Origin of the sequence: Undibacterium pigrum, from assembly GCF_003201815.1 — a bacterium.
GTDB lineage: Bacteria > Pseudomonadota > Gammaproteobacteria > Burkholderiales > Burkholderiaceae_D > Undibacterium > Undibacterium pigrum.
The window spans coordinates 1-19,126 of sequence record NZ_QJKB01000027.1; the positions used below are offsets into that span (position 1 = coordinate 1).

General features: G+C 50.6%; 24 protein-coding genes. 13 read left to right on the forward strand and 11 right to left on the reverse strand.

All coding sequences use genetic code 11. The features are described from left to right. Window positions 1-273: 273 nt before the first annotated feature. The 7 genes from DFR42_RS28450 to DFR42_RS28475 all read right to left on the reverse strand — a co-directional run bounded on the left by DFR42_RS28450 (window position 274) and on the right by DFR42_RS28475 (window position 2,545). Complete coding sequence (locus DFR42_RS28450; protein WP_110258456.1) at window positions 274-585, reverse strand: hypothetical protein; 312 nt, start codon at window positions 583-585, stop codon at window positions 274-276. Between the two features lie 103 nt (window positions 586-688). After that, window positions 689-1,120 (reverse strand): single-stranded DNA-binding protein, encoded by a 432-nt coding sequence (ssb, locus tag DFR42_RS28455; RefSeq protein ID WP_110258457.1) that lies wholly within the window; start codon window positions 1,118-1,120, stop codon window positions 689-691. Between the two features lie 56 nt (window positions 1,121-1,176). Continuing rightward, window positions 1,177-1,305 (reverse strand): hypothetical protein, encoded by a 129-nt coding sequence (locus tag DFR42_RS29945; RefSeq protein ID WP_281275202.1) that lies wholly within the window; start codon window positions 1,303-1,305, stop codon window positions 1,177-1,179. After that, window positions 1,302-1,616, reverse strand: a complete 315-nt coding sequence (locus tag DFR42_RS28460; RefSeq protein ID WP_110258458.1) for a hypothetical protein — start codon at window positions 1,614-1,616, stop codon at window positions 1,302-1,304. Before DFR42_RS28460 ends, DFR42_RS29945 begins: the two co-directional genes overlap by 4 nt. Next, entirely contained in the window at window positions 1,613-1,900 is a 288-nt protein-coding gene (locus DFR42_RS28465; protein WP_110258459.1) for a hypothetical protein, read from the reverse strand. The genes DFR42_RS28460 and DFR42_RS28465 overlap by 4 nt, the downstream gene beginning before the upstream one ends. Before the next feature lie 87 nt (window positions 1,901-1,987). After that, window positions 1,988-2,263, reverse strand: coding sequence for a hypothetical protein (locus DFR42_RS28470; protein ID WP_110258460.1), 276 nt, complete (start codon window positions 2,261-2,263; stop codon window positions 1,988-1,990). A 66-nt stretch (window positions 2,264-2,329) separates the two neighbouring features. Next, entirely contained in the window at window positions 2,330-2,545 is a 216-nt protein-coding gene (locus DFR42_RS28475; RefSeq protein WP_110258461.1) for a hypothetical protein, read from the reverse strand. 231 nt (window positions 2,546-2,776) lie between these two features. Here DFR42_RS28475 and DFR42_RS28480 point away from each other — a divergent pair, with 231 nt between their 5' ends. Both DFR42_RS28480 and DFR42_RS28485 read left to right on the forward strand, forming a co-directional pair. Then, entirely contained in the window at window positions 2,777-3,055 is a 279-nt protein-coding gene (locus tag DFR42_RS28480) for a type II toxin-antitoxin system TacA family antitoxin (RefSeq protein WP_110258462.1), read from the forward strand. A gap of 15 nt (window positions 3,056-3,070) precedes the next feature. Next, a complete protein-coding gene (locus tag DFR42_RS28485; RefSeq protein ID WP_110258479.1) occupies window positions 3,071-3,571 on the forward strand; it encodes a GNAT family N-acetyltransferase in 501 nt (166 codons plus the stop codon). 299 nt (window positions 3,572-3,870) lie between these two features. Here DFR42_RS28485 and DFR42_RS28490 read toward each other — a convergent pair whose 3' ends face one another. The 3 genes from DFR42_RS28490 to DFR42_RS28500 form a co-directional block, all read right to left on the reverse strand. Further along, window positions 3,871-4,293: an SRPBCC domain-containing protein gene (locus DFR42_RS28490; RefSeq protein ID WP_110258463.1), complete on the reverse strand. Its 423-nt coding sequence runs from the start codon at window positions 4,291-4,293 to the stop codon at window positions 3,871-3,873. 133 nt (window positions 4,294-4,426) lie between these two features. Next, window positions 4,427-4,993 (reverse strand): GNAT family N-acetyltransferase, encoded by a 567-nt coding sequence (locus DFR42_RS28495; protein WP_110258464.1) that lies wholly within the window; start codon window positions 4,991-4,993, stop codon window positions 4,427-4,429. 516 nt (window positions 4,994-5,509) lie between these two features. Continuing rightward, complete coding sequence (locus DFR42_RS28500; protein WP_110258465.1) at window positions 5,510-6,202, reverse strand: S24 family peptidase; 693 nt, start codon at window positions 6,200-6,202, stop codon at window positions 5,510-5,512. An 862-nt stretch (window positions 6,203-7,064) separates the two neighbouring features. Between DFR42_RS28500 and DFR42_RS29440 the strand changes: the two genes are divergently transcribed. From DFR42_RS29440 to DFR42_RS28560, 11 genes are all read left to right on the forward strand, one after another. Next, window positions 7,065-7,268, forward strand: a complete 204-nt coding sequence (locus tag DFR42_RS29440; protein ID WP_170133732.1) for a hypothetical protein — start codon at window positions 7,065-7,067, stop codon at window positions 7,266-7,268. Between the two features lie 166 nt (window positions 7,269-7,434). After that, window positions 7,435-8,289, forward strand: coding sequence for a hypothetical protein (locus tag DFR42_RS28510; RefSeq protein ID WP_110258467.1), 855 nt, complete (start codon window positions 7,435-7,437; stop codon window positions 8,287-8,289). Then, window positions 8,276-9,064, forward strand: coding sequence for an ATP-binding protein (locus tag DFR42_RS28515; protein WP_245937125.1), 789 nt, complete (start codon window positions 8,276-8,278; stop codon window positions 9,062-9,064). Before DFR42_RS28510 ends, DFR42_RS28515 begins: the two co-directional genes overlap by 14 nt. Before the next feature lie 364 nt (window positions 9,065-9,428). Continuing rightward, on the forward strand, window positions 9,429-9,854 hold the full coding sequence (locus DFR42_RS28520; protein WP_110258468.1) for a hypothetical protein: 426 nt from the start codon (window positions 9,429-9,431) through the stop codon (window positions 9,852-9,854). 515 nt (window positions 9,855-10,369) lie between these two features. Further along, the gene (locus tag DFR42_RS28525) at window positions 10,370-11,917 is read left to right on the forward strand and encodes a hypothetical protein (protein WP_110258469.1); all 1,548 of its coding nucleotides are present in this window, start codon (window positions 10,370-10,372) and stop codon (window positions 11,915-11,917) included. A gap of 239 nt (window positions 11,918-12,156) precedes the next feature. Next, complete coding sequence (locus DFR42_RS28530; RefSeq protein WP_110258470.1) at window positions 12,157-12,588, forward strand: hypothetical protein; 432 nt, start codon at window positions 12,157-12,159, stop codon at window positions 12,586-12,588. Window positions 12,589-13,207: 619 nt separating this feature from the next. Next, window positions 13,208-15,109, forward strand: coding sequence for a LysM peptidoglycan-binding domain-containing protein (locus tag DFR42_RS28540; RefSeq protein ID WP_110258472.1), 1,902 nt, complete (start codon window positions 13,208-13,210; stop codon window positions 15,107-15,109). Next, on the forward strand, window positions 15,106-15,549 hold the full coding sequence (locus tag DFR42_RS28545; protein ID WP_146219005.1) for a hypothetical protein: 444 nt from the start codon (window positions 15,106-15,108) through the stop codon (window positions 15,547-15,549). Before DFR42_RS28540 ends, DFR42_RS28545 begins: the two co-directional genes overlap by 4 nt. A 281-nt stretch (window positions 15,550-15,830) precedes the next feature. Continuing rightward, complete coding sequence (locus DFR42_RS28550) at window positions 15,831-16,526, forward strand: hypothetical protein (RefSeq protein WP_110258474.1); 696 nt, start codon at window positions 15,831-15,833, stop codon at window positions 16,524-16,526. An 83-nt stretch (window positions 16,527-16,609) separates the two neighbouring features. Then, window positions 16,610-16,756 carry a hypothetical protein gene (locus DFR42_RS29445; RefSeq protein WP_170133733.1) on the forward strand — a complete coding sequence of 49 codons (147 nt, stop codon included), beginning with the start codon at window positions 16,610-16,612 and terminating at the stop codon, window positions 16,754-16,756. Then, window positions 16,753-17,427: a hypothetical protein gene (locus tag DFR42_RS28560; protein ID WP_110258476.1), complete on the forward strand. Its 675-nt coding sequence runs from the start codon at window positions 16,753-16,755 to the stop codon at window positions 17,425-17,427. Before DFR42_RS29445 ends, DFR42_RS28560 begins: the two co-directional genes overlap by 4 nt. Before the next feature lie 467 nt (window positions 17,428-17,894). On the opposite strand, the gene DFR42_RS28570 is transcribed toward DFR42_RS28560, so the two are convergent. After that, window positions 17,895-18,608 (reverse strand): GNAT family N-acetyltransferase, encoded by a 714-nt coding sequence (locus tag DFR42_RS28570; RefSeq protein ID WP_170133734.1) that lies wholly within the window; start codon window positions 18,606-18,608, stop codon window positions 17,895-17,897. Window positions 18,609-19,126 lie beyond the last annotated feature (518 nt).

The following is a 19,126-nucleotide window of genomic DNA, read 5'->3' on the forward strand; positions in this document are numbered from 1 at the left end:
ATTTGGACTTCTCCTCTGTGAACTGAATCGTTTCATCACTCTTCAGTTTGGCACATTTGATGCCGTAAGGGGAGGAGTCCATTCCATTGCCCTACGTCTCCACCTTGATCAACGCGCATGATGTGATCGTCAGCCAGTAGGGTGCGTTGTAACGCACCGCATGAAAGCGTTGATCACGATAATGCGCATAGTCCCGGGGAATGCGTGAATCACATACGGTGCATTGCACTGCGCCCTACGTCTTCAGCTTGACCAAAGCGTATGAGCTGATCGTCAGGCTTCGCCATACAGGGCAATCATCAGCGGATCGGTGCGGCGGATTTTGTCCTTGGAGGGTTTGATCTGGCGGGTGTACATGGTGGGGGCGGGTTTGCCGCTGTACCAGCCAAACTGCATCTTGCTGCGGCCGCGGTTGTTGGGAATTGCACGTTGCACCACATGGCCAGAAAAACACAGATCGCTGATGAGCTTGCGGGCATAGTTTTCCGAAGTGCGCAACTCGTGCATGATGTCTTCAATGAAGAGGAATTTATCACTCAGGATTTTAGCTACCTGGGCATAGCGTACGGCGATGTCGTTTCTCATGATGTGTCCTTTCGGCGGTGTGGTGTTAAATTAATTTCTCGTGAGGGAGTAGGGCTTGCTTGCATTTATTTGTGCATGTTTCTCTGCTGATCTTGTCTGCCATTCAAAACGGCAAATCATCATCCATGTTGTCCCAGGTTTCTGGCGGACGGGCTGGCTGCTGTGGTCTGGCCGGCGCAGCATCGCCGCCTGCTGGTATGGCGGCTTTGCTTAACATCTGCATGGTGTCGCCACGTACTTCGGTGATGAATTTTTCCTGGCCGTCCTTGTCCTGGTATTTGCGCGTGCGCAGGCTGCCTTCTATGTAGACGCTGGCACCTTTCTTGAGGTGCATGCCCACGACTTCTGCCAGACGGCCAAAGAAGCTGATGCGGTGCCATTCTGTGCGCTCCTTGCGCTCACCGGTGGACTTGTCTTTCCAGCTGTCGGCGGTAGCGATGGTGATATTGCTGATGGCTTCGCCATTGGGGGCATAACGGGTTTCAGGGTCGCGGCCCAGGTTGCCGACGAGGATAACTTTATTGACGGATGCCATGTGTGTTGTCGCCTTGCGGTATAAAAATAGAGGTACTCATTGCATCAGCTTGCTTGCTAATGCTGCAGCGCTGTCTTGCATGCCGCCAGGCGGCCATAACCCAGGTTTCTGATCATGCGGTAAACCGCGCACATGATGCGCACACGCATGTGCAAATGATTGAGGAGGGCGTGGGTATCGTTCATGCTGTAGCTTTCTCTAATAATTGGCAAACCTGGCGCAGGGCTTGTGCCTCATCGGCGGCAAACCATTGCTGGTCTTGTGGCAGTTTGGCAGCCAGTGCCTGGGCCTTGTCCAGCAGCTCTGGTGCCATGGCCCACAGGCGGGCATTGGCGATGGCTTCGTCCGATGGTTGCAGGGCATCCGGGTTGCAGATCTTGCCGCTGGCATCGTAATGCGCCTCGGCCTGCCAGCCGTAGGCAATCGCCATGCACTGGCTGCTGCGCGTATCGAACAAGGCATTGCCGACGGCATGTAACTGGCGGCTATGCTTCATTGCACACTCGCTGCAATGCCAGTCATGCGTTCTGCCTCTTGCGTCAACTGGCGCAGGGCGCTGCGTTCAACTGTCGCCTTGTTCATCTTCTGCGTCAGTTGCACACTCACCGAGGCGTGCAATGTTGCTGCGGCCTTGCTGGCAGAGTTGGCCTGCTGTTCAGTGTGTTCAGGCTGTTCTGCTAGGGGGACTTTGTCTTCTTCATTATTGATGATGCTGAGCACGGCGCAGATGACGATATACGCCAGGGCAGTGACCAGCCAGTCTGTCAGGGATGTTTTCATGGTAGTCCTCACAAAATTTTTGACGAGCGCATACGACGAAAAAACGCACTCGTTCTCGTGTTAATCAATGTAGTGTTGGGTTGAAGCTCAGGGTTGATGCTTGGTATTGATGCTTAGTGTTGATGCCTTGGTATTGCTGCGTGCTGCTATAGCTGGCCATTGCGGCTGGCTGTTGATGCCGGAAAAAAAAACAGGATGACAATGTGATGCGCTGGCCTTGCCCGCCGCGGGTGAACGCGGCAGCAGAAGATGCAAGGCCAGCGCAGACAAGGTGCCGGACGCTGACCCCGGCAAAAGATGAAATTGGCCGCGACCCGATTTCACCAGCGTATACTTTTGTGTGTGCGATGCGATCAGCTGCATCGTGTTTTAGTGTTGAGGATTAATGCTGAAAATTAGTGTTGAGATTCAGTGTCCAGATTTCAGTATTTATTGCTGCCAGTCGTGCAAGACCTTCGCCATCATCCGGCCAAAGTTTTCATACCGCCCCTGGCCCAGCATGCTGGCCATTTTGTCGCATTGTTCCATGCTGCATTCTGCAAAGGCGTCGATCAGGTTTTGCCCGTTCATGAGTACCGCAGTAGATGCAGTGGCTGGCTGGGCGTAGTAAGTGCTGGGCAATCCGAAATAAGTTTGCGTGCTCATTTGTCGCTTTCTTTGTTTGTCTGACCATGTATAGAACTATACGCTTCCGTATAATCCGTGTCAATACGAAATTGTATTAAAAAGTATGGTTTCGTATGGAATTGTTGGTTATATGTAAACGCGGAAAACACTTTATTTGATATAAGCGCGCTTACAGCTTGAGATTATTGGAAAATTGCATTGAATTTGACGGCAGGTAGCCGTACAATTTATCAATGAGGAGGATTAATCATGACCACGACCAAAGCCAGAATTGAAGCCAGAATATTGCCTGACAGCTATGCGCTGATCAAACGCGCGGCTGAATTGCAGGGCCGCACAGTGACTGATTTCGTGACCAGCGTCAGCTTGAAGTTTGCTCAGGAGGTGATTAACGAAGCAGAAGTAATGCGCCTGTCAGTCGCGGACCAGGCTAGCTTTGCCAATGCTTTGATCAATCCTCCGCCAGCCAATGCAGCATTGAAAAAGGCATTTGCCAGAAAAAAGCAAATTATCAACGACCAGCTCTGATTGCCTGATACAACGATGGATCAACTATCTCTACGCATTGTTCAGCTCGATCAGGCGCATGAGCGCAAACATTTCAATAGCCAGTCTGAACTGCTCAATCGCTACTTCAAGCAACAGGTCATGCAGGATATCAGGCGGCGCGTGACGGCCTGCTTTGTGGCATTGGATAGCACGGAGCACATTGCAGGATATTACACGCTGGCATCGTCCAGCGTGGTGCTGACGTCCTTACCTGCCGGCGTGCAGAAAAAATTGCCTCGTTATCCCAGCGTGCCGGTGGTCCGTCTGGGGCGACTTGCAGTTGACAGCAGTTTTGCTGGCAAGGGCCTGGGCGGCGTTTTACTGGCAGATGCACTGGAACGTTCAGCCACCGCGCAAATTGCCGCCTATGCTCTGGTAGTGGATGCCAAGGATGATACTGCTGCAGGCTTTTATCAGCATTTTGGTTTCATCCCCATGCAGGATACGCCCCTGACGCTGTTCTTGCCGCTTGAGAGTGTACGTGGCCTGATGTAAATAATGCCCGGAATGATTTCAGTGAGCAGTGTGCGCCTTGCGCACTATCGCTTTTTAAAATCATTCCAGACATCGATTAAGTCCGTGGCGTAGGGTGTATTGTAATGCGCCGCATTTCTGCGTCATACACGGCAAAGATGGTTTATCTGGAGATGCAAAGATCACATGCGGTGCATTGCAATGCACCCTACCTTACGGCTCCGTTGCAGAGTGTCGGTTTGCTGTGTTTCCCATCTCAATAAAAACGATACCGGCAGCGAGCAGGTTGCAGGCGCGCTGAGCAAGATGCCGGGTACGCCTTAATTACCCACCACCTCCACCGTCAAGCGATCAAGATTCTGCTCATTCGACGGCACCACAATGTGCTCAATCTTGCTGGCTATCTGCGCATCTTCAAACACCTGTGTCCACGACACCAGGGTGCCGGTGGCGGAGGGGACGAGGCTGATGGTCAGGCGAAACCTGGGTTCTGAGACATGTTGCACCACTACTTTGTGAGGCGCATCTACTTCGGCAAACTGGCTTTCGTTGAGATAATTTTTATCGTCAGGCCCATGCATGACGAAAGACCACTGGCCGCCCGTCTTGAACTCGAAAATGCTGAAGGTATTGCTAAAACCGGCTGGCCCCCACCAGCGTGCCAGGCGTTCCGGGTCGCTGATGGCGGCGAAGACTTGCTCGGGGCTGGCGGGTATGTCGCGGGAGGTGGCAAAGGTGGTCATGGCGTTTTCCTTGGTGAATGTGGATGCGTCTGGATCATGTTGCCTGCGATGGCCGGGCAAGATGCGGGCCCTGCAGCCAGCGATGGCAACCTATGGCAACTTACAGCAGCACTATATATTAGTTAAAACAGTGTCAGCCTGGCAGGTTTGCCGCCTGCCATTCATCCCGCAGCAGGCCAAACATCCAGGTATCCTTGATCTCGCCCTTGAACTTCCAGCGCTGGCGCAGCAAGCCTTCCTGCACAAAACCCAGTTTTTTCAGCAACTGGGCAGAGGCAGGATTGCGCGGGTCAACCTCGGCTTCTATGCGGTTGATGCCCATCTCGCCAAATGCGTGATTGAGCAAGGCGCGTATGGCTTCGCCCATGTAGCCGCCACCCCAGTGCGATTGTGCCAGGGCATAGCCCAGCTCGGCGCGTTCGCTGTCGGCATCAAAACGAAACAGCAGGCAAGAGCCAATGACCTTGTTGCTTGCTTTATCGACGATCACGCATTGCATGGCCGCTGCCTGCGCCGCCATTTCCTTCACGCGCTGATACCAGCTATGGGCAGCAAGCGTGTCTTCCCAGGTGATATAGGGCAAAAAGCGGGTGACGGCGGCATCAGAAAATACCTGGAACAGCTCGGGCAGGTCATCTTCTTCTATCATGCGCACGATCAGGCGCGGGGTGTGGAGTGCTTGAGACAGCGTAGTTTGCATATGTGTCGGGGCATACGCAAAACCGCCCCAGCTGCGTTGCCGCTCCTAGCCGTACTAAAGTACTGTCTTCGTCGCGACGCCTTGCTGGGACAATTTTGCGTAAGCCCTATTTGAGTTGGTTAGTAATCATGAGTTTACACCACCCATCATAGCAAATGAACATGAAACTGCGGTGACCATTGCGGTGTATATAGAACTCATTTCATAAATAGGATGAGTGCGAACAAGACGATTTGGGATGCAGTGCAAGGCCTCAGGTGTTTACCCTGCGCTGCTAAGGCTGGCGCCTTAGCGAGGGCGGGGTGGCTCACTACGCGCAGCAATGCGCCCAAATCGTCAGTTCCCGAAGGGTTTGCCTCATAACGCGTGCTGGACTGCGTTGGACTCGTTATCAATAGCACCGCTATTGACTGCCTCGTCCGTCTTGCCAGCCCACGTTATGAGGCAAACGCATCTCACCCTATTTATGAAATGAGTTCTATGTACTGCGCGATATATACCGCAATGCCAGCCGTATCAACCACCCTGCCTGTAAACAAAACGCCCGATGATCTTCAGCAAGCCCACGTTCTCAGGCGTGATGCGCTCATCGGGATAAGCGCGCTTGTCGGGGTTGCGGCTTTCCAGTACCCAGGTGCCGTCGATTTCGCGGCGCAGTTGCTTGATGCGCAGGCCGTCCGGATGCTGGATAGCAAAGATCTTGCCGCTTTGCGGTTCAGTCTTGGTCTGGTCGATGATGACCATGTCGCCATCGACGATAAAGTCAGCCATGGAACTGCCGTCGGCATAGATGGCGGCCAGGTTTTCTGGCTTGACGCCATATTTCTTGAAAAAACCCAGCTCTTTAATCAACTGGCCCTTGGGCTCGGCATCTTCATTATGCGCACCGCCACCGCAAGAACCCTTGGCCGCATAGTAATTAATAGCAGCGATGCTCAGCGGCTCATCGTTGACAGCGACAGGCTGGCTTGATTCCAGCCCGCGCAAATCCTTGCTGCGCAAGTCCGACAGGCTGATATTAAAGAATTTGGCAATCGGCGCCAGCGACGACGTGCGCGGGTCCTTGGTGATGCCCTCGACGATACGAAAGATCGTCGCCTGCGGCACCCTGACTTCATCAGGGAACATTTTTTCCAGGGCAGTTGCCAACGAAGTCGGGTTCATGCCCGACTTATCCATGAGGTATTTGATATTAGTTTTCGCGTCCATGACTGCATTATGCGTTATCGCATAAAAAAATCCAAGAACAATACGAAAATAACTTGGATTGCAATACGAAAATGTATATAATTGAACTTGTGGGGAAGAGCTCGTGCAGTGTAAACAGGCCACACACTATATAAATAAGAATTATGCAAAGTGTCCCAGCAAGGTGTCAGCGACGAAGACAGTACTTCAGTACCGAATTTTTCTACATGCGGGAGCTGCAACGCAGCTGGGGCGGTTTTGCGTAATTCCAATAATTCAAAAATCCCGATCAATTTAAACATACTAGCCCTTCGCCTGCCTTGATCCATTACCGCGCGAATGCCGTTTAACATCCATTATCCCGCCGGGGTCCCCCGGCCACCATCAGCCGCCTGTGTTTTACTTATCCGGCTGATTATTTTGTCGTCTTCCTGGCGACCGAAGCCTCGCATGCATGGGGCATAAAAATTTTACGATGAAGACTTCTCGACATTGAGGTAGAGGGTACAGAAAGAAGCCGAGAGGGCAGGTACTGTAGGTTGGACCGGGCCTCGCCAGGCTACGCTTTACCAGCCCAACACTCGGCTTTGAAATAACGTACTCGTTTAACAAAGGCTGAGTGTTGGGCTGATACACCGTAGCCCAACCTACGAGGACACCAACATTTCGTTCTTCTACCGCTTTGCCTTTCTCTGTGGCCCTCTGTGCCTCTGTGTCGAGAAGTCTTCCCGGTTAAAAAAACACAAACCAGGCTGCCCACGCAGCCACACGACAACAACATGAAAAGACAAAATGACATCCTGCGTCAGGTGTCCGCACGCGCACGCCTGCTGGGCTACGCCTGCGGAAAAAATCAGATAGCAACACACACAAGGAGCCGCCTATGCTGAGCCAGTCACCCGCAACCACTGACTGGCAGCATCTGGACAACCGGGTGATTTCACCCACCCACACCATCACACCACGCCGTTTGTGCAAAGGCCCGCGCTGCCGTCACGGGCGTGGACAAATGCGATCAATACGGCAGTTTTGCAATGCGCAGAATCAGCCTGTGTATACCTATTGCAAATTGTGCCGTGGTGGGTAGTTGGCTTGCGAATGGCTGGCCGTCCTGCGCGGTTGGTTCCAAACCCTTGCGACACCACAGAAAAAATCCAGGAAACGGGAAAAGATTTCCACCTTGCCTTGAGATGTGATGCTGCTGCAGTGGTTTGCGAATAAATGATCAAGAAATGAAAAAAGGAAAATGAAATATGGCACGTTCAAGAAATATCAAACCAGGTTTCTTTACCAATGACGCGCTGGCTGAATTGCCAGCACTGGGCCGCTTGCTGTTTGCCGGTCTCTGGACCATTGTTGACAGAGAAGGGCGGGTTGAAGACCGCATCAAAAAGATCAAGGCCGAGGTCTTACCCTATGATGATTGCGATATTGATGCATTGCTTGAGTCATTGCATGAACGTGGTTTCATCCAGCGTTACACCGTAGATGGAAACCGCTACATTCAAATCTGCAAATGGAGTGTGCACCAGAATCCGCACTTCAAAGAAAATGAAAGTTGTATTCCATCCCCGGTTGAACCCCGGATCAATGCAGGGTCGGGCACTGGCATGTCAGCAATTTTAACCAGAACTAGCCCGGCTGATTCCCTTAACCTGATTCCTGATTCCCTTGACTTGATTCCTGATTCCCTCACCCCTGACACGGCTGCGCCTTGTCACGAGAGCGACGACAAAAAAACACCACCTGTCAAAGCAAAAAAACTGAGCAGGGCTGACGAAGACACTGCGCAATTCGAAGCAGCCTGGGCCGTCTATCCACGGCGCCCAGGTGCCAGCAAAAAAGAAGCCTGGCAGGCCTGGCTGGCAAGACGGCGTCAAGGCGTCGATGCGAACCTCATGCTCGAAGGTGTCAAACGCTATGCGGCTTACATTGCCGCTTCCGGGGAGTCACCCAAGTTCATCAAGCATGCGGCGACCTTCTTTGGCCCTAACGAACATTACAAAGCCGACTGGAGTGCACCCGCCAGACTGGCATCAAAATCTCATGAAAAAGACCTTGCCAATACCAACTACGCACAGGGAATAGCCCAGGATGGTTCATTCTGACAGCAGCAGTTTTGTCCGCGTCGGTGGTATGCAACTTGGCAGCGAGCAAAGGCATTGCCAGCAACATGGCAGCTACACCGCCTACTCGCACAAGCCCGGCATCTGGTCTGCCTGCGAACAATGCCAGGACGCCAGCGATGTGCAACAACGCCAGGCCAGCATGCAGCAACAGCGGCAGGCGCAACAAGCTGCACTCTGGCAAAAACGCCTGGGCCGCGCCGCCATACCGGCGCGCTTTGCAGAACGCAGCCTGCAAAACTATCGCCCTACCTGTGCTGCCGCAGAGCAGGCATTGCGCACTTGCCAACGCTATGCGCAAGAGTTTGATGCAGTCTTGAAGACCGGCCGCAGCCTGATCTTTTGCGGCAGTGTAGGTACCGGCAAAACCCATCTGGCGGTGGGCATTGCCAGGCACATCATGGAGGCAGGCAAACAGGCCGTGATGAGTTCCGTTTTAAAAGCAGTACGCCGCATCAAAGAAAGCTACCGCCGCGACAGCCCTCACACCGAGGCAGAACTGATACAGGAATTTGTAGAACCAGACTTGCTGATACTCGACGAAGTCGGCGTCCAGTTCGGCAGCGAGACAGAAAAAATGCTGTTGTTCGACATCATCAACGGCCGTTACGAAGTCATGAAACCCAGCATCCTCATCAGCAATCTGGGCCTGGCAGAACTCGAACACTACATCGGTACCCGCGCCATGGACAGGCTACGCGAAGGCGGCGGCAAGGCTGTGGTGTTTGACTGGGAATCGTACCGGCGGGTGGTTTGACGTTCAATATTCGATGAATCAATGATGAAAACCAATCACCACAGAGGCACAGAGACACAGAGGTTTCACAGAGAAATGCAAAGCCATTGAGAAACAGTAGCGTTGGTAGATACGTAGGTTGGGCTACGGGGTACCAGCCCAACACTCGGCTTCAAAACAGCGTATTCGTTTATCAAAGGCTGAGTGTTGGGCTGATAAAACGTAGCCCAACCTACGCGCCCAACCAGGATACTGTTTAGGTCTTTCTCTGTGCCCCTCTGTGTCTCCGTGCCTCTGTGTTGAGAGGTCTTAAGGTCTTAAAGTTTTAAAGTTTAAAAAATACGAAAGCAACACCTCTACAGCCCATGCATAACAAGGAGCAAGCATGAACGCACGTCAGAATTTTGCACACACAGTCACCAACAACAATGACCCACAAAAACAGCAAAAAGACCTGCTGACCTATTGGCTGGACCAATGGGGCATGTGGATGAACAACAACCACGCAGAAATCGCCCGCGACACCGGCATCGGTGGCGGCATCATCGGCAAGAACGCCCTCAGCAATTATTCCGTTGCTGCCGACGATTGCCATGCCGTCTGGGATCTGGAAAGAGATAAAAAAGTCAAAGAGATCGACGCCCTCATCAACGACCTGCGCCTCGAACAACCCTGGACCTACTGGGCCATCTGCAAACACCTGGGCCTGATGAATTTCTGGAAATACCCCAGGCTCGATCCGCAAGAAGCCTTCATCAATGCGCTCGATGAACTGCAATACCTGGTGGAAGAACGCAAGCTGGTTTTGTAAGCCCGGCGCATAAACCTCGCGCCCTGCACATGGTTGTACTGTGTAGGGAGCGTTGTAAGACAGTACTCCGTATCACCCACAGCACTTCCGTCCATTCGCATGTCCATCACAGCCACTGCGACTACATTGAAGTCGCTCCCGCTGATAGCAATTTCCTTGACGTAGCCGTAACGGGAGGGCATTGCAATGCGCCGTATGTGATCGCCGCCTTCTCTGGATAAATATCTTTGCCGTCAACAACACGCACATGCGGCGCAATATATTGCGCCCTACGTCACGGCAGAGCGCAAGCTACTGATCAACAAACATCGCAGCATCAAATTGTTGATACAGACGGTAATTTTTTGTAGGAGCGGCTTTAGCCGCGAATGCGCACTACGGCAGATTTTTCGCGGCTTAAGCCGCTCCTGCCAGAAGTAATTGCCGTAGCGCAGAGTGCTACGGCGCTTACCAGCACAGCAACAACCAGGCAACACGCCTATATCTCCCATTCAAAAAACACATAAGGAGCAACCATGCCAAATAGTAGCAGCATACTTGGCCGCGACGGCCTGTATTACCGTATCCCCGATTTTGATGACCTCGACGGATATGATGATGTCGATCCACAAGCTTACAACCATCATCTGGCTGATGATCTGCAATTGTCGGACCTGGGACCCAACATTCCCCGCTTGAAGCCCAGTACCATCGTCGGTAGAGGCGGTAGTGATGAAGACCGCTACAGCCTGCCGTTTTCTGCTGACTTGGGCAGCCGCTTCTCTCCAGCAGAGTTGGACATCAGGCTGCCTGCCGCAGATGAGTATTTCTATGGCGGCAGCCCGCAAACCTACACAACGGCGCAGAGTTTACTGCCCCGTGCCACGCCAGGCCAAAGCGATACTCGCAATATGTATGATTCCTTGCCCGGTATCATCGCGAAACAAGGACCGCCAAGTTTTACAGACCGCGATACCGGTGCAACGGGATGGGCAGTGCCCTATAACAAGCCTGAAATGGCACCGTTGACAGAAAAGGTCACCATTTTTGGACCAGGTGCAGGTAAAGAAAAAGTTTTCACAAAATGGTCACCGCCACCACCCGGTTATTATTACTGGCAAGAATTGACCGATGAAATACCGCAGTTGAGAAAACACGAAACTCCCGACCAATCAAGGATGCCAGATTCTTTACGAATGCTGCATGCCGGACGGCCGAATGAACGCATGGAATTGGACAGGACCGACTATGCGGCACAGTTGAGAGTAAAGAACAATCTCGAACTCGCTTTGCTTGGCCCTATATTTAACGCACCCGGCTTTTATACCCGCCTATTTGGCGGCAATGAAGAGCAAGTCGAATCTGCAAATCAACTGGGTGCCATAGGGCTTGATCTTGCTGGCGCCAGGGCAGGGGCACCTCAAAGAAACGCTACTTATACTAGTCAACGACCACGGGGAGACAGCTTTGTTCCCCCTTCTCGAAGAGCAACGTTTTTTGATGAATACCCGGGTTTCTATAACAGAAAGAATGCCATCCGCGACAACATGCAGCCTGAAAGCAGCATCATGCCAGAAGCAGCATTCAAAGAAAAGCGCCCCTTTCCTATAGATAGCTTACCATCTGACTGGACAAGCAGACTCGATGAATTCAGGATGTTTCCTAACCAGACTAATGCAGAGGGTTTGGCACAACTGGCGGCAAAAAAAGCACAAGAAAAAGCAAAAATAGGAATGGCAGGCGCCCATATTGACAGAGTAGGTAGAGTGAGGCTTGGATATAGCATAAAAGCTCGAAAGGATTTAGATATTCCGTCAATAGAAAATCCTCTCGTGCAAAACCTGATCAATGAAAACAATTTAAATCCAGATACTGCAGGATTTCGTGGCAGATGTGCAGAGCCACAGGTTTTTTCACAGATATTGAATAACAATGAACAACCATGGGGCTTCATGGGGGCGGCACAGATACATGATCCGACCGGCAATATCAGGGCAGCCTGCCGGAATTGCGGCTCTGTCAATCGCTATTTCGGGGTTGGTTATCGAGATGGTGATTTGGGAGTTGTACCTCCGCAAAAATAGAAGATCTATGCGTCAATTTATTCTGCAAGCTGATATAACTATTCACTATTGTTTGCTACAATGAAATTGCCAATTTTGAGATATTGTCGAAATATTGCTGCGAATTTTTTCACATTGAAAACTGGCAACTGCATTTACGTTTTTTTAATTGAATAAACAAATCAAACAGACTCATTTTAAATTGACGCAAACGATAAATAAAAAGACTATCCACATGTCCACTTATCAGGAAAAATCACATGTCCGATCAAGAAAATCGTCCATCTTCCCCCTGGAGTTCAGAGTCGCATGAAAACCCTCTTGTTGGAAAGTATGAACGCTGGAAACAAGGCGACTGGAGCACTGACATTATCATTGGCGGCCTAGACTATCCAATCAATATAGTCGCAAAGGGAAACGAACCGTGTAAAGCGCAGTTGGACAGATTTACAGAGCTGATTGCACGGCTCCCGGAAATCATTGCCTCATCCAATTTGCTGGATGCGCCGACTGATGAATGGCGGAACAAACACCCTGAATACCGGCTTGCCAGCGCACGAATCTCATTTATTCGTCTGCACGAGGATGGCAGTTTTTATTTCTGGCTTGATGCTTATCCTCAAGATGACTGGGCCCCGGGGTTTGATATTTCTCCTGACTTTAAAGTCACATTAGCTGAATGGGGTGTGTGAGCTGGAAAATGCGAGTACCTGCATTTTCAAATCACGCATGTTCCCGTAGGGGCGGCTTTAGCCGCGAATGCTTATCATACCTATTTTCGCGCCCGAAGCCGTTCTTGCGGGTAGCAATTTCCTTGACGTAGCCGTAACGGGAGGGCATTGCAATGCGCCGTATGTGATCGCCGCATTCTCTCGAAAAACATCTTTGCCGTATTCAAAGTGCACATGCGGCGCAATACATTGCGCCCTGCATCACGGCAATGTACAAAAAATAGGATATGCCAAAAACTGCCTCATGTGGTCAATAGCGTGCGCGCCGTGCGCACCATATTTCACCATTATATTTCACGCATCCACATCAAAAAAACCGGTGCGCCTGGTGCACACCGGTCAACAAACATCGCTGTATCAAGCTCTTGATGCAGGAGAAGATTTTCTGCGGGAGCTGCTTTAGCTGTGAATGCTTGCAAGGGTCGCAAGCTTCGCGGCTAAAGCCGCTTCTACGGGAAGCAATTACCGCAGTGCAGATTGCATAGCCATGCGCAACATGATGTTTCAACGGCGCGGTAACAACAAAAAGCAACGAGGCAACAAGCCCTCACCCCCATTCAAAAACACATAAGGAACAAATATGCCAAACAGCAGCATACGAGGCCGCGACGGCCTGTACTACCGCATTTCCGATTTTGATGACCTTGACGGCTACGATGATTTCAATGCGCAAAACTCTGCCAGGGACATGGCAGATGATTTGCAACTCTCAGACCTCGACCCCAGCATCCGTCTTTTGCCATCCGGCACCGCCATGGGCAGAATCGGCAATGGTGAAGACAGCTACAGACTGTCGTCATTCGATGATGTGAGCAGCCGCTTCGTCCCGTCAAGCACCGGTATCAGGCTGATGACAGGCAGCGGCATACCCATGACGAAGGCTGAAGGTCTTGGTCGTGAATACCTGCAAGCCAGCACGCCTGCGAGAAGCTGGTTGTTGAATCCCATGTCGGATGAGAGGGCGGCAGACAGCGACGCTTTTTCTGCCCCCAATTTAGCAAAGCCGAGCTCAGGATTACTCAGCAAATTTGATTCTTCGACTCCACAAGAGTATCGTTTGGGCGTCATTAATTCTGATGAGCTGCAAGAAGACAATTCAATATATACCCCGCATATCTCTCCATTTAGTGCGGCGAAAGAAGCAAGTTACGACAGAGTTAATCTTGTACCTGATTATTTTTTAGGCGAAGATCTTACAGAGAGGATTCGTCCCGAAGACGATGGCAGCCCAAACAGGTGGCGTGACATACCTGCCATGACGCACGAAGAAGTAGCACGCGGTGTCAATATCCCGGTAAAGATCGACGACTTGCTAGGTAATGTTGCAGACCTCAGATTTGCACCTCGCACATACACCGTCAAACGTGGCGACAATCCAGCAGTGATCGGCAAACAATTTTTTAATGATGAGCGAGCAGGGAGGTCCATACTTGCGCAGAATGGACTAGCAACTTCCGTCGATGGCGCACGTAATCTGCCAGTTGGACGCGTCTTGACTATCCCGGATAACATCACCAATGCGAGCCTGCGGGCGGGTGGGCAACTTATTGCTGCTGACGCGTCGTTAAGACAGCAAACAGCTGAGTTGGCGCGAAGACAGCAAGCCATAAAATCAAATTCACAAGTCGAGGATGAAAATGGTAACAGACAATTAACAGGTAATACTGACTTACCAATAAGAATAGTTAACGATGCTTTTCCTGGCATTTCTCCAGCGGCAGCACAGACGTATCAGAGCATACTTACAGGCGATGCTGAAGCGAAGGTTGGGGTTCCGGCAGGAGTCAAATACATCAATGCAGCCAAAGGCTTCGGCCCTTTAGTCATTGATGAAACACGAATGCACGTAAAAGACTTCGGTCGCGTGTCTCCGCATGAAATCTTTACAGGCCTGGTAAACAAAGGTCTTAATAATTACTTGGGATACCAACCGTACACTGAGATGTCTAATTTCAAAGTGCGTGATATGGGGCCAGTTCGTGTAGGGCAGATTTATGATGTTGATATTTGGCCAAAGGGATGGTTTGACAATGGAACTGTCGTTTTGACGAAATGGGAAAATAATCCCAAAACCGGCCTGCCTTCCATCCGGCTATCGACAACAGATACGCGTGGCGCATCAAATAAGTCGGATGATGTTACAGGCGAGCATGCCGTCTCTGGTGGGCGTGAGATCAGCGTTGAAGTCAATCCGAACGGAGGATTTGATATTGTAAATCGTGGTTTGTCACGGTCAACTAGATCCTGGGTGAGTGATGGGGAATTTTTGCTCGACATAAGCAAGTTCAGAGACGAAGGTGGTGCACAGAACGCGAATTGGCAGAGATTTATGCAAGGCCTGGCAAATAAAATAAAAGAGAACGGTGGTAATATTGGAGAAAAAGAAGCAACTATTTATCACTACCCCAACAGCCCGACGGACAGCGATGTTGCCGTGCAGCCAGGAGTAAAGCCCAAGTTTATTCACAGAGAAAGGTTTTGAAATCTATGCTTGTAGTTCTTTATGTTGAAAGCTTGTTGCTCGGCCTGTTAAGCCTGGGTTTTATCAAATTGATTTCTATTATGCTCACCACCATCCACGGTGATGCGGGATATGTATATACCTTCACTTTTTTAGGTACTGTTGGGCTGGTTTCCTTGTGGTGGGTCTTGATTGCCGCATTGCTGACAGTGCACAAGCAACGTTTGTATAAACTGCCGAAGATCATATGGGCAGGTGTTGGGACGGGTTTCTTTTTTGCCGCATTTATGGTCTTTTATCCCTGGCTCTTCATGAGCCCGGCACATTCCGTCAATGACTTCCCTGCACCCTTATTGTTTTTTCTTTCCCTGCCCTGCGGAATCGCCATACATGTACTCCGCGTCGTGACCAAAACTCGCTTTATTCCCCCTTTCAAGGCAGAAATGTTCGGCGTGAAATGAGTAAGCTGGTTTTGTAGATTTGAGATAATACGCGCACCCTGCACATAGCCTGTCGTGCAGGGTAACGCGTTGTAAGCTGCCATTCTTTGTCTCCGCATGATCTCCGTCGATTCGTATGGCTTTCGTAGTGACTACGACCATTCAAAAGCATAATGCACGCATTTACGCTACACTGATTACAACAATAAAAACGATTTCAGTCTGAAAGGAGTATTGATGAAATCTCAAAGAAAGGCAGCTCCTCAGCTTGACAGCATCATTGATGCGGAAGGAGCGAATATATGATGGGGGGAATGGGTCTTGAACTCGTTTATGTGGGATTTTTTGTTCTATGTATCTGGGCGGCAGCTTACCTTGCATCAGGGTTTGGTTTTGTCTATGCCTACAAACGGCGCAGAACCAATCTTCGCAAGGCGCTCATTATTGGTTTTCTATCCCTCTGCGTCTTTGTGCCTACAAGTATTTTCCTGATCAAACGCATTTGGCCTGCGCATATCAATTTGACGGTGGATGAAAGCACGACTATAGACGCCATTATGTCGCAAGAAAAAGCGCACTGTTTTAAATTAACCGGGCTCGATAATGACTATTATTGTGATGGCATTATTTTCTATTTGACGGTTCGTCTCCCTGATAAGACTGAATTTAGGGCAAAAACAAAAAATATCGGCGTGTCTACCTTTCCGAATAGCAGGAAAGTGATATCAATCGATGGCTATATCAAACAAGGTTTTAGCAAAGAAGAGCTGACAGATTATCTCAAGCGCAAGAAAGAACAAAAAAGCGGCGACTTCACTGAAAGCGTGATTCCTCAGAAAATCTCTGATGAAATAATGGCCTGGCTGACGCCTAGTGAACAATTTGGTCTCAGTGAAACGGGATGCTTCAATAGACCGGAATACCAATTCTGCCTGAAAGCAAATGGAGGAAACTCTGGAGATTACACTTTGCAATTTTGGGTATCCAAACACCGATAGTCAGCAATTGGGCCTGTTGCAAAATGGAATGGCTGCGAGCGGGAAGCCCGTGCATAGTCGTGCGCATGGCTATCATAGCCACTATGGCCACTAAAAAACACGATGTGCGCACTTACATTACACTGATCGCAACTGAAAAAATTCAGTTAAAACGGAGTATTGATGAAATCTCAAAAAAGACAGCTCCTCAGCTTGACAGCATCATTAATGCGCAAGGAGCACCGGAATGAGTCCTGAATCTGCAGCCTTCTGGCTTTTATGCATCTGGGCGGTGGCTTACATTGCAGCAGGATATGGTTTTATCTATGCCTACAAACGCCGCAGAACCAATTTTGATAAGTCGCTCATTATTGGTTTTTTATCCCTCTGCGTCTTTGTGCCTACAAGTATTTTCCTGGTCAAACGCATTTGGCCTGCACATATCAATGTAACGCTGGACGACCGGTCGACAATCGACACAGTCATGTCGCAAGAAAAAGCACACTGTTTTAAATTAACCGGGCTCGAGAATGACTATTATTGCGATCGTATAATTTACTATTTGACGGTCCACCTGCCTGACAAGACCGTGTTTCGGGCAAAAGCGGGAAGTATTTCACTGACTACCTATCCGGATAGCAGGAAATTGAAATTGGTGAGTGTCGATATCAAACAAAGCTATTCAAAAGAAGAGCTGACAGCCTACCTCAAGCGCAAGGAAGAGCAGAAAAACGGTGACTTCACTGAAAGCATGATTCCGCAGAAAATCTCTGATGACATACTGGGCTGGTTATCGCCCAGTGAACAAGTTGGGATCCGTCACACGGGATGCGACAATCAACCAGATTACCGCCTGTGCCTGGTCGCCGCTGGAGGAAGTTCTGGAGATTACACTTTGCAATTTTGGATATCCAAAGACTGATGGTCAACAATTAGGTCTGTTGCAAAACGGAATGACTGCGAGCGGGAAGCATGTTTGCGCGGCAGGAATAGCCTGATTTCAGCGATCAGGCAAAAACACTGCACAGTGAATTTGATGCAGGTATGCCGTTACTTACTTTGAGCCAAAATAGCTCCCGAAACTGCCTCGCAGTTAGCAATTTCCTTCACGTAAGGCGCGTTGCAATGCGCCGCATGTGATCGCCACCTTCTCCGGACAAAAATCTCTGCCGTATGCCAGGTGTACATGCGGCGCAATATATTGCGCCCTACATCACGGCCATTTACAAAAAATGCAGTATGCCAAAAACTGCGTCATGCGGTCAGCAGGGCCTGTGCCATGCTCACCAATTTTCAATATTATTTTGCAGACATTCACATCAAAAAAATCGGCGCACCTGGCGCAAGCTTGGGTCTGGTAATGCCCTTTTTCCAACGCCTGTGATCGTTTCAGGTAGCTGCCTGGATGACGGCGGTGCTATACAGCGAATGCAGTTCCCAACCCAGGCCTGCATACAGTGCCCGGCCCTGGGGTGTCGCCACCAGTACGCCGCCGTCGATACCGCGCTCTCTTGCGACGGCTTCCAGTTGTTTCATGAGCACACGCCCCAGACCGCGCCGCTGGTGTGTCGCCTGCGTTTCTATGCTGTCATAGATGGCCAACTCATCGACGAATACGATGCGGCCAGAGGCGGCCACTTCAGCTTCTGTCGTCAGCACCCGCACCGTGGAGATGGATTCTGCCGTTGTGATATCGAGTTTATACCCTGCTGGCAAATCCAGTACTGCTGGCATGCGGCCCGCCAGCGTCATCATATAACCGGGGCGCTGTATGATCCAGTGGGCAGGCAGCATTGCCTGTAGTGAGGCAGCGGACGCGCAGGTTTTCAAGAAAACCCAGGGCTCGTCAATAGTGTGCGCCAGGTCTGCGATGTCTGGCACCAAGCCAGGGAAGACATACCGCGTCTTTTGCTCAGGCCAGCCCACATCGACACGCCAGCCACCATGCGCAGCGACAGGCTGGGCGATGCCTCGTGCCAGCGCCCAACCCTTGAGCCAGAGCCCGACCAGCTCAGGGTCTGCCTGTAGCAAGGCCTCATGTGTATCTTCCAGATAGTTTGGAGATTGATTAGCTTGGTGTTGTGCATCAGGATGTGTGCTCATAGAAGTAGTCTCTGAGTGTGCGTTGGCTGCTTTATTATACCGGGCTTGCATTGCTGTCGGTGCGAGGTAACAGTTCGCCAGGGCATGACCGGATGCGGCTAATTTCCCAGCTATCGTCACCGTGCACGAGCGGCTACAGTCGGGAAAGTGTTGCAACATTTTTCGCCAAAAGCTGCTTCTGTAGTCAGCAATTTCCTGGCCGTAGGGTGCATTGCAATGCGCCGTATGTGATCGCCGCCTACTCTGGAAAAATATCTTTGCCGTATGCTAGGCGCACATGCGGTGCAATATATTGCGCCCTACATCACGGCCATTTACAAAAAATGCGGTATGCCAAAAACTGCGTCATGCGGTCAACAGAGAACGATTCATGCGCACCTTTTTACGTTTGAAGCTGCTCATGCTGGTAGAAATTGCCTTAACGTAGGGCAATGGAATGGACTCCTCCCCTTACGGCATCAAATGTGCCAAACTGAAGAGTGATGAAACGATTCAGTTCACAGAGGAGAAGTCCAAAT

Bases quoted from the DNA above. Each gene is read 5' to 3' on its own strand.
- DFR42_RS28465 (WP_110258459.1), bottom strand. From the start codon at position 1,900: ATGAAAACATCCCTGACAGACTGGCTGGTCACTGCCCTGGCGTATATC.
- DFR42_RS29440 (WP_170133732.1), top strand. From the start codon at position 7,065: ATGCTGAGCCAGTCACCCGCAACCACTGACTGGCAGCATCTGGACAAC.
- DFR42_RS29945 (WP_281275202.1), bottom strand. From the start codon at position 1,305: ATGAACGATACCCACGCCCTCCTCAATCATTTGCACATGCGTGTGCGC.
- DFR42_RS28515 (WP_245937125.1), top strand. From the start codon at position 8,276: ATGGTTCATTCTGACAGCAGCAGTTTTGTCCGCGTCGGTGGTATGCAA.
- DFR42_RS28530 (WP_110258470.1), top strand. From the start codon at position 12,157: ATGTCCGATCAAGAAAATCGTCCATCTTCCCCCTGGAGTTCAGAGTCG.
- DFR42_RS28490 (WP_110258463.1), bottom strand. From the start codon at position 4,293: ATGACCACCTTTGCCACCTCCCGCGACATACCCGCCAGCCCCGAGCAA.
- DFR42_RS28460 (WP_110258458.1), bottom strand. From the start codon at position 1,616: ATGAAGCATAGCCGCCAGTTACATGCCGTCGGCAATGCCTTGTTCGAT.
- DFR42_RS28450 (WP_110258456.1), bottom strand. From the start codon at position 585: ATGAGAAACGACATCGCCGTACGCTATGCCCAGGTAGCTAAAATCCTG.
- DFR42_RS28470 (WP_110258460.1), bottom strand. From the start codon at position 2,263: ATGCAGCTGATCGCATCGCACACACAAAAGTATACGCTGGTGAAATCG.
- DFR42_RS28510 (WP_110258467.1), top strand. From the start codon at position 7,435: ATGGCACGTTCAAGAAATATCAAACCAGGTTTCTTTACCAATGACGCG.
- DFR42_RS28540 (WP_110258472.1), top strand. From the start codon at position 13,208: ATGCCAAACAGCAGCATACGAGGCCGCGACGGCCTGTACTACCGCATT.
- DFR42_RS28525 (WP_110258469.1), top strand. From the start codon at position 10,370: ATGCCAAATAGTAGCAGCATACTTGGCCGCGACGGCCTGTATTACCGT.
- DFR42_RS28570 (WP_170133734.1), bottom strand. From the start codon at position 18,608: ATGAGCACACATCCTGATGCACAACACCAAGCTAATCAATCTCCAAAC.
- DFR42_RS28520 (WP_110258468.1), top strand. From the start codon at position 9,429: ATGAACGCACGTCAGAATTTTGCACACACAGTCACCAACAACAATGAC.
- DFR42_RS28480 (WP_110258462.1), top strand. From the start codon at position 2,777: ATGACCACGACCAAAGCCAGAATTGAAGCCAGAATATTGCCTGACAGC.
- ssb (WP_110258457.1), bottom strand. From the start codon at position 1,120: ATGGCATCCGTCAATAAAGTTATCCTCGTCGGCAACCTGGGCCGCGAC.
- DFR42_RS28495 (WP_110258464.1), bottom strand. From the start codon at position 4,993: ATGCAAACTACGCTGTCTCAAGCACTCCACACCCCGCGCCTGATCGTG.
- DFR42_RS29445 (WP_170133733.1), top strand. From the start codon at position 16,610: ATGGCCACTAAAAAACACGATGTGCGCACTTACATTACACTGATCGCA.
- DFR42_RS28560 (WP_110258476.1), top strand. From the start codon at position 16,753: ATGAGTCCTGAATCTGCAGCCTTCTGGCTTTTATGCATCTGGGCGGTG.
- DFR42_RS28485 (WP_110258479.1), top strand. From the start codon at position 3,071: ATGGATCAACTATCTCTACGCATTGTTCAGCTCGATCAGGCGCATGAG.
- DFR42_RS28500 (WP_110258465.1), bottom strand. From the start codon at position 6,202: ATGGACGCGAAAACTAATATCAAATACCTCATGGATAAGTCGGGCATG.
- DFR42_RS28550 (WP_110258474.1), top strand. From the start codon at position 15,831: ATGATGGGGGGAATGGGTCTTGAACTCGTTTATGTGGGATTTTTTGTT.
- DFR42_RS28475 (WP_110258461.1), bottom strand. From the start codon at position 2,545: ATGAGCACGCAAACTTATTTCGGATTGCCCAGCACTTACTACGCCCAG.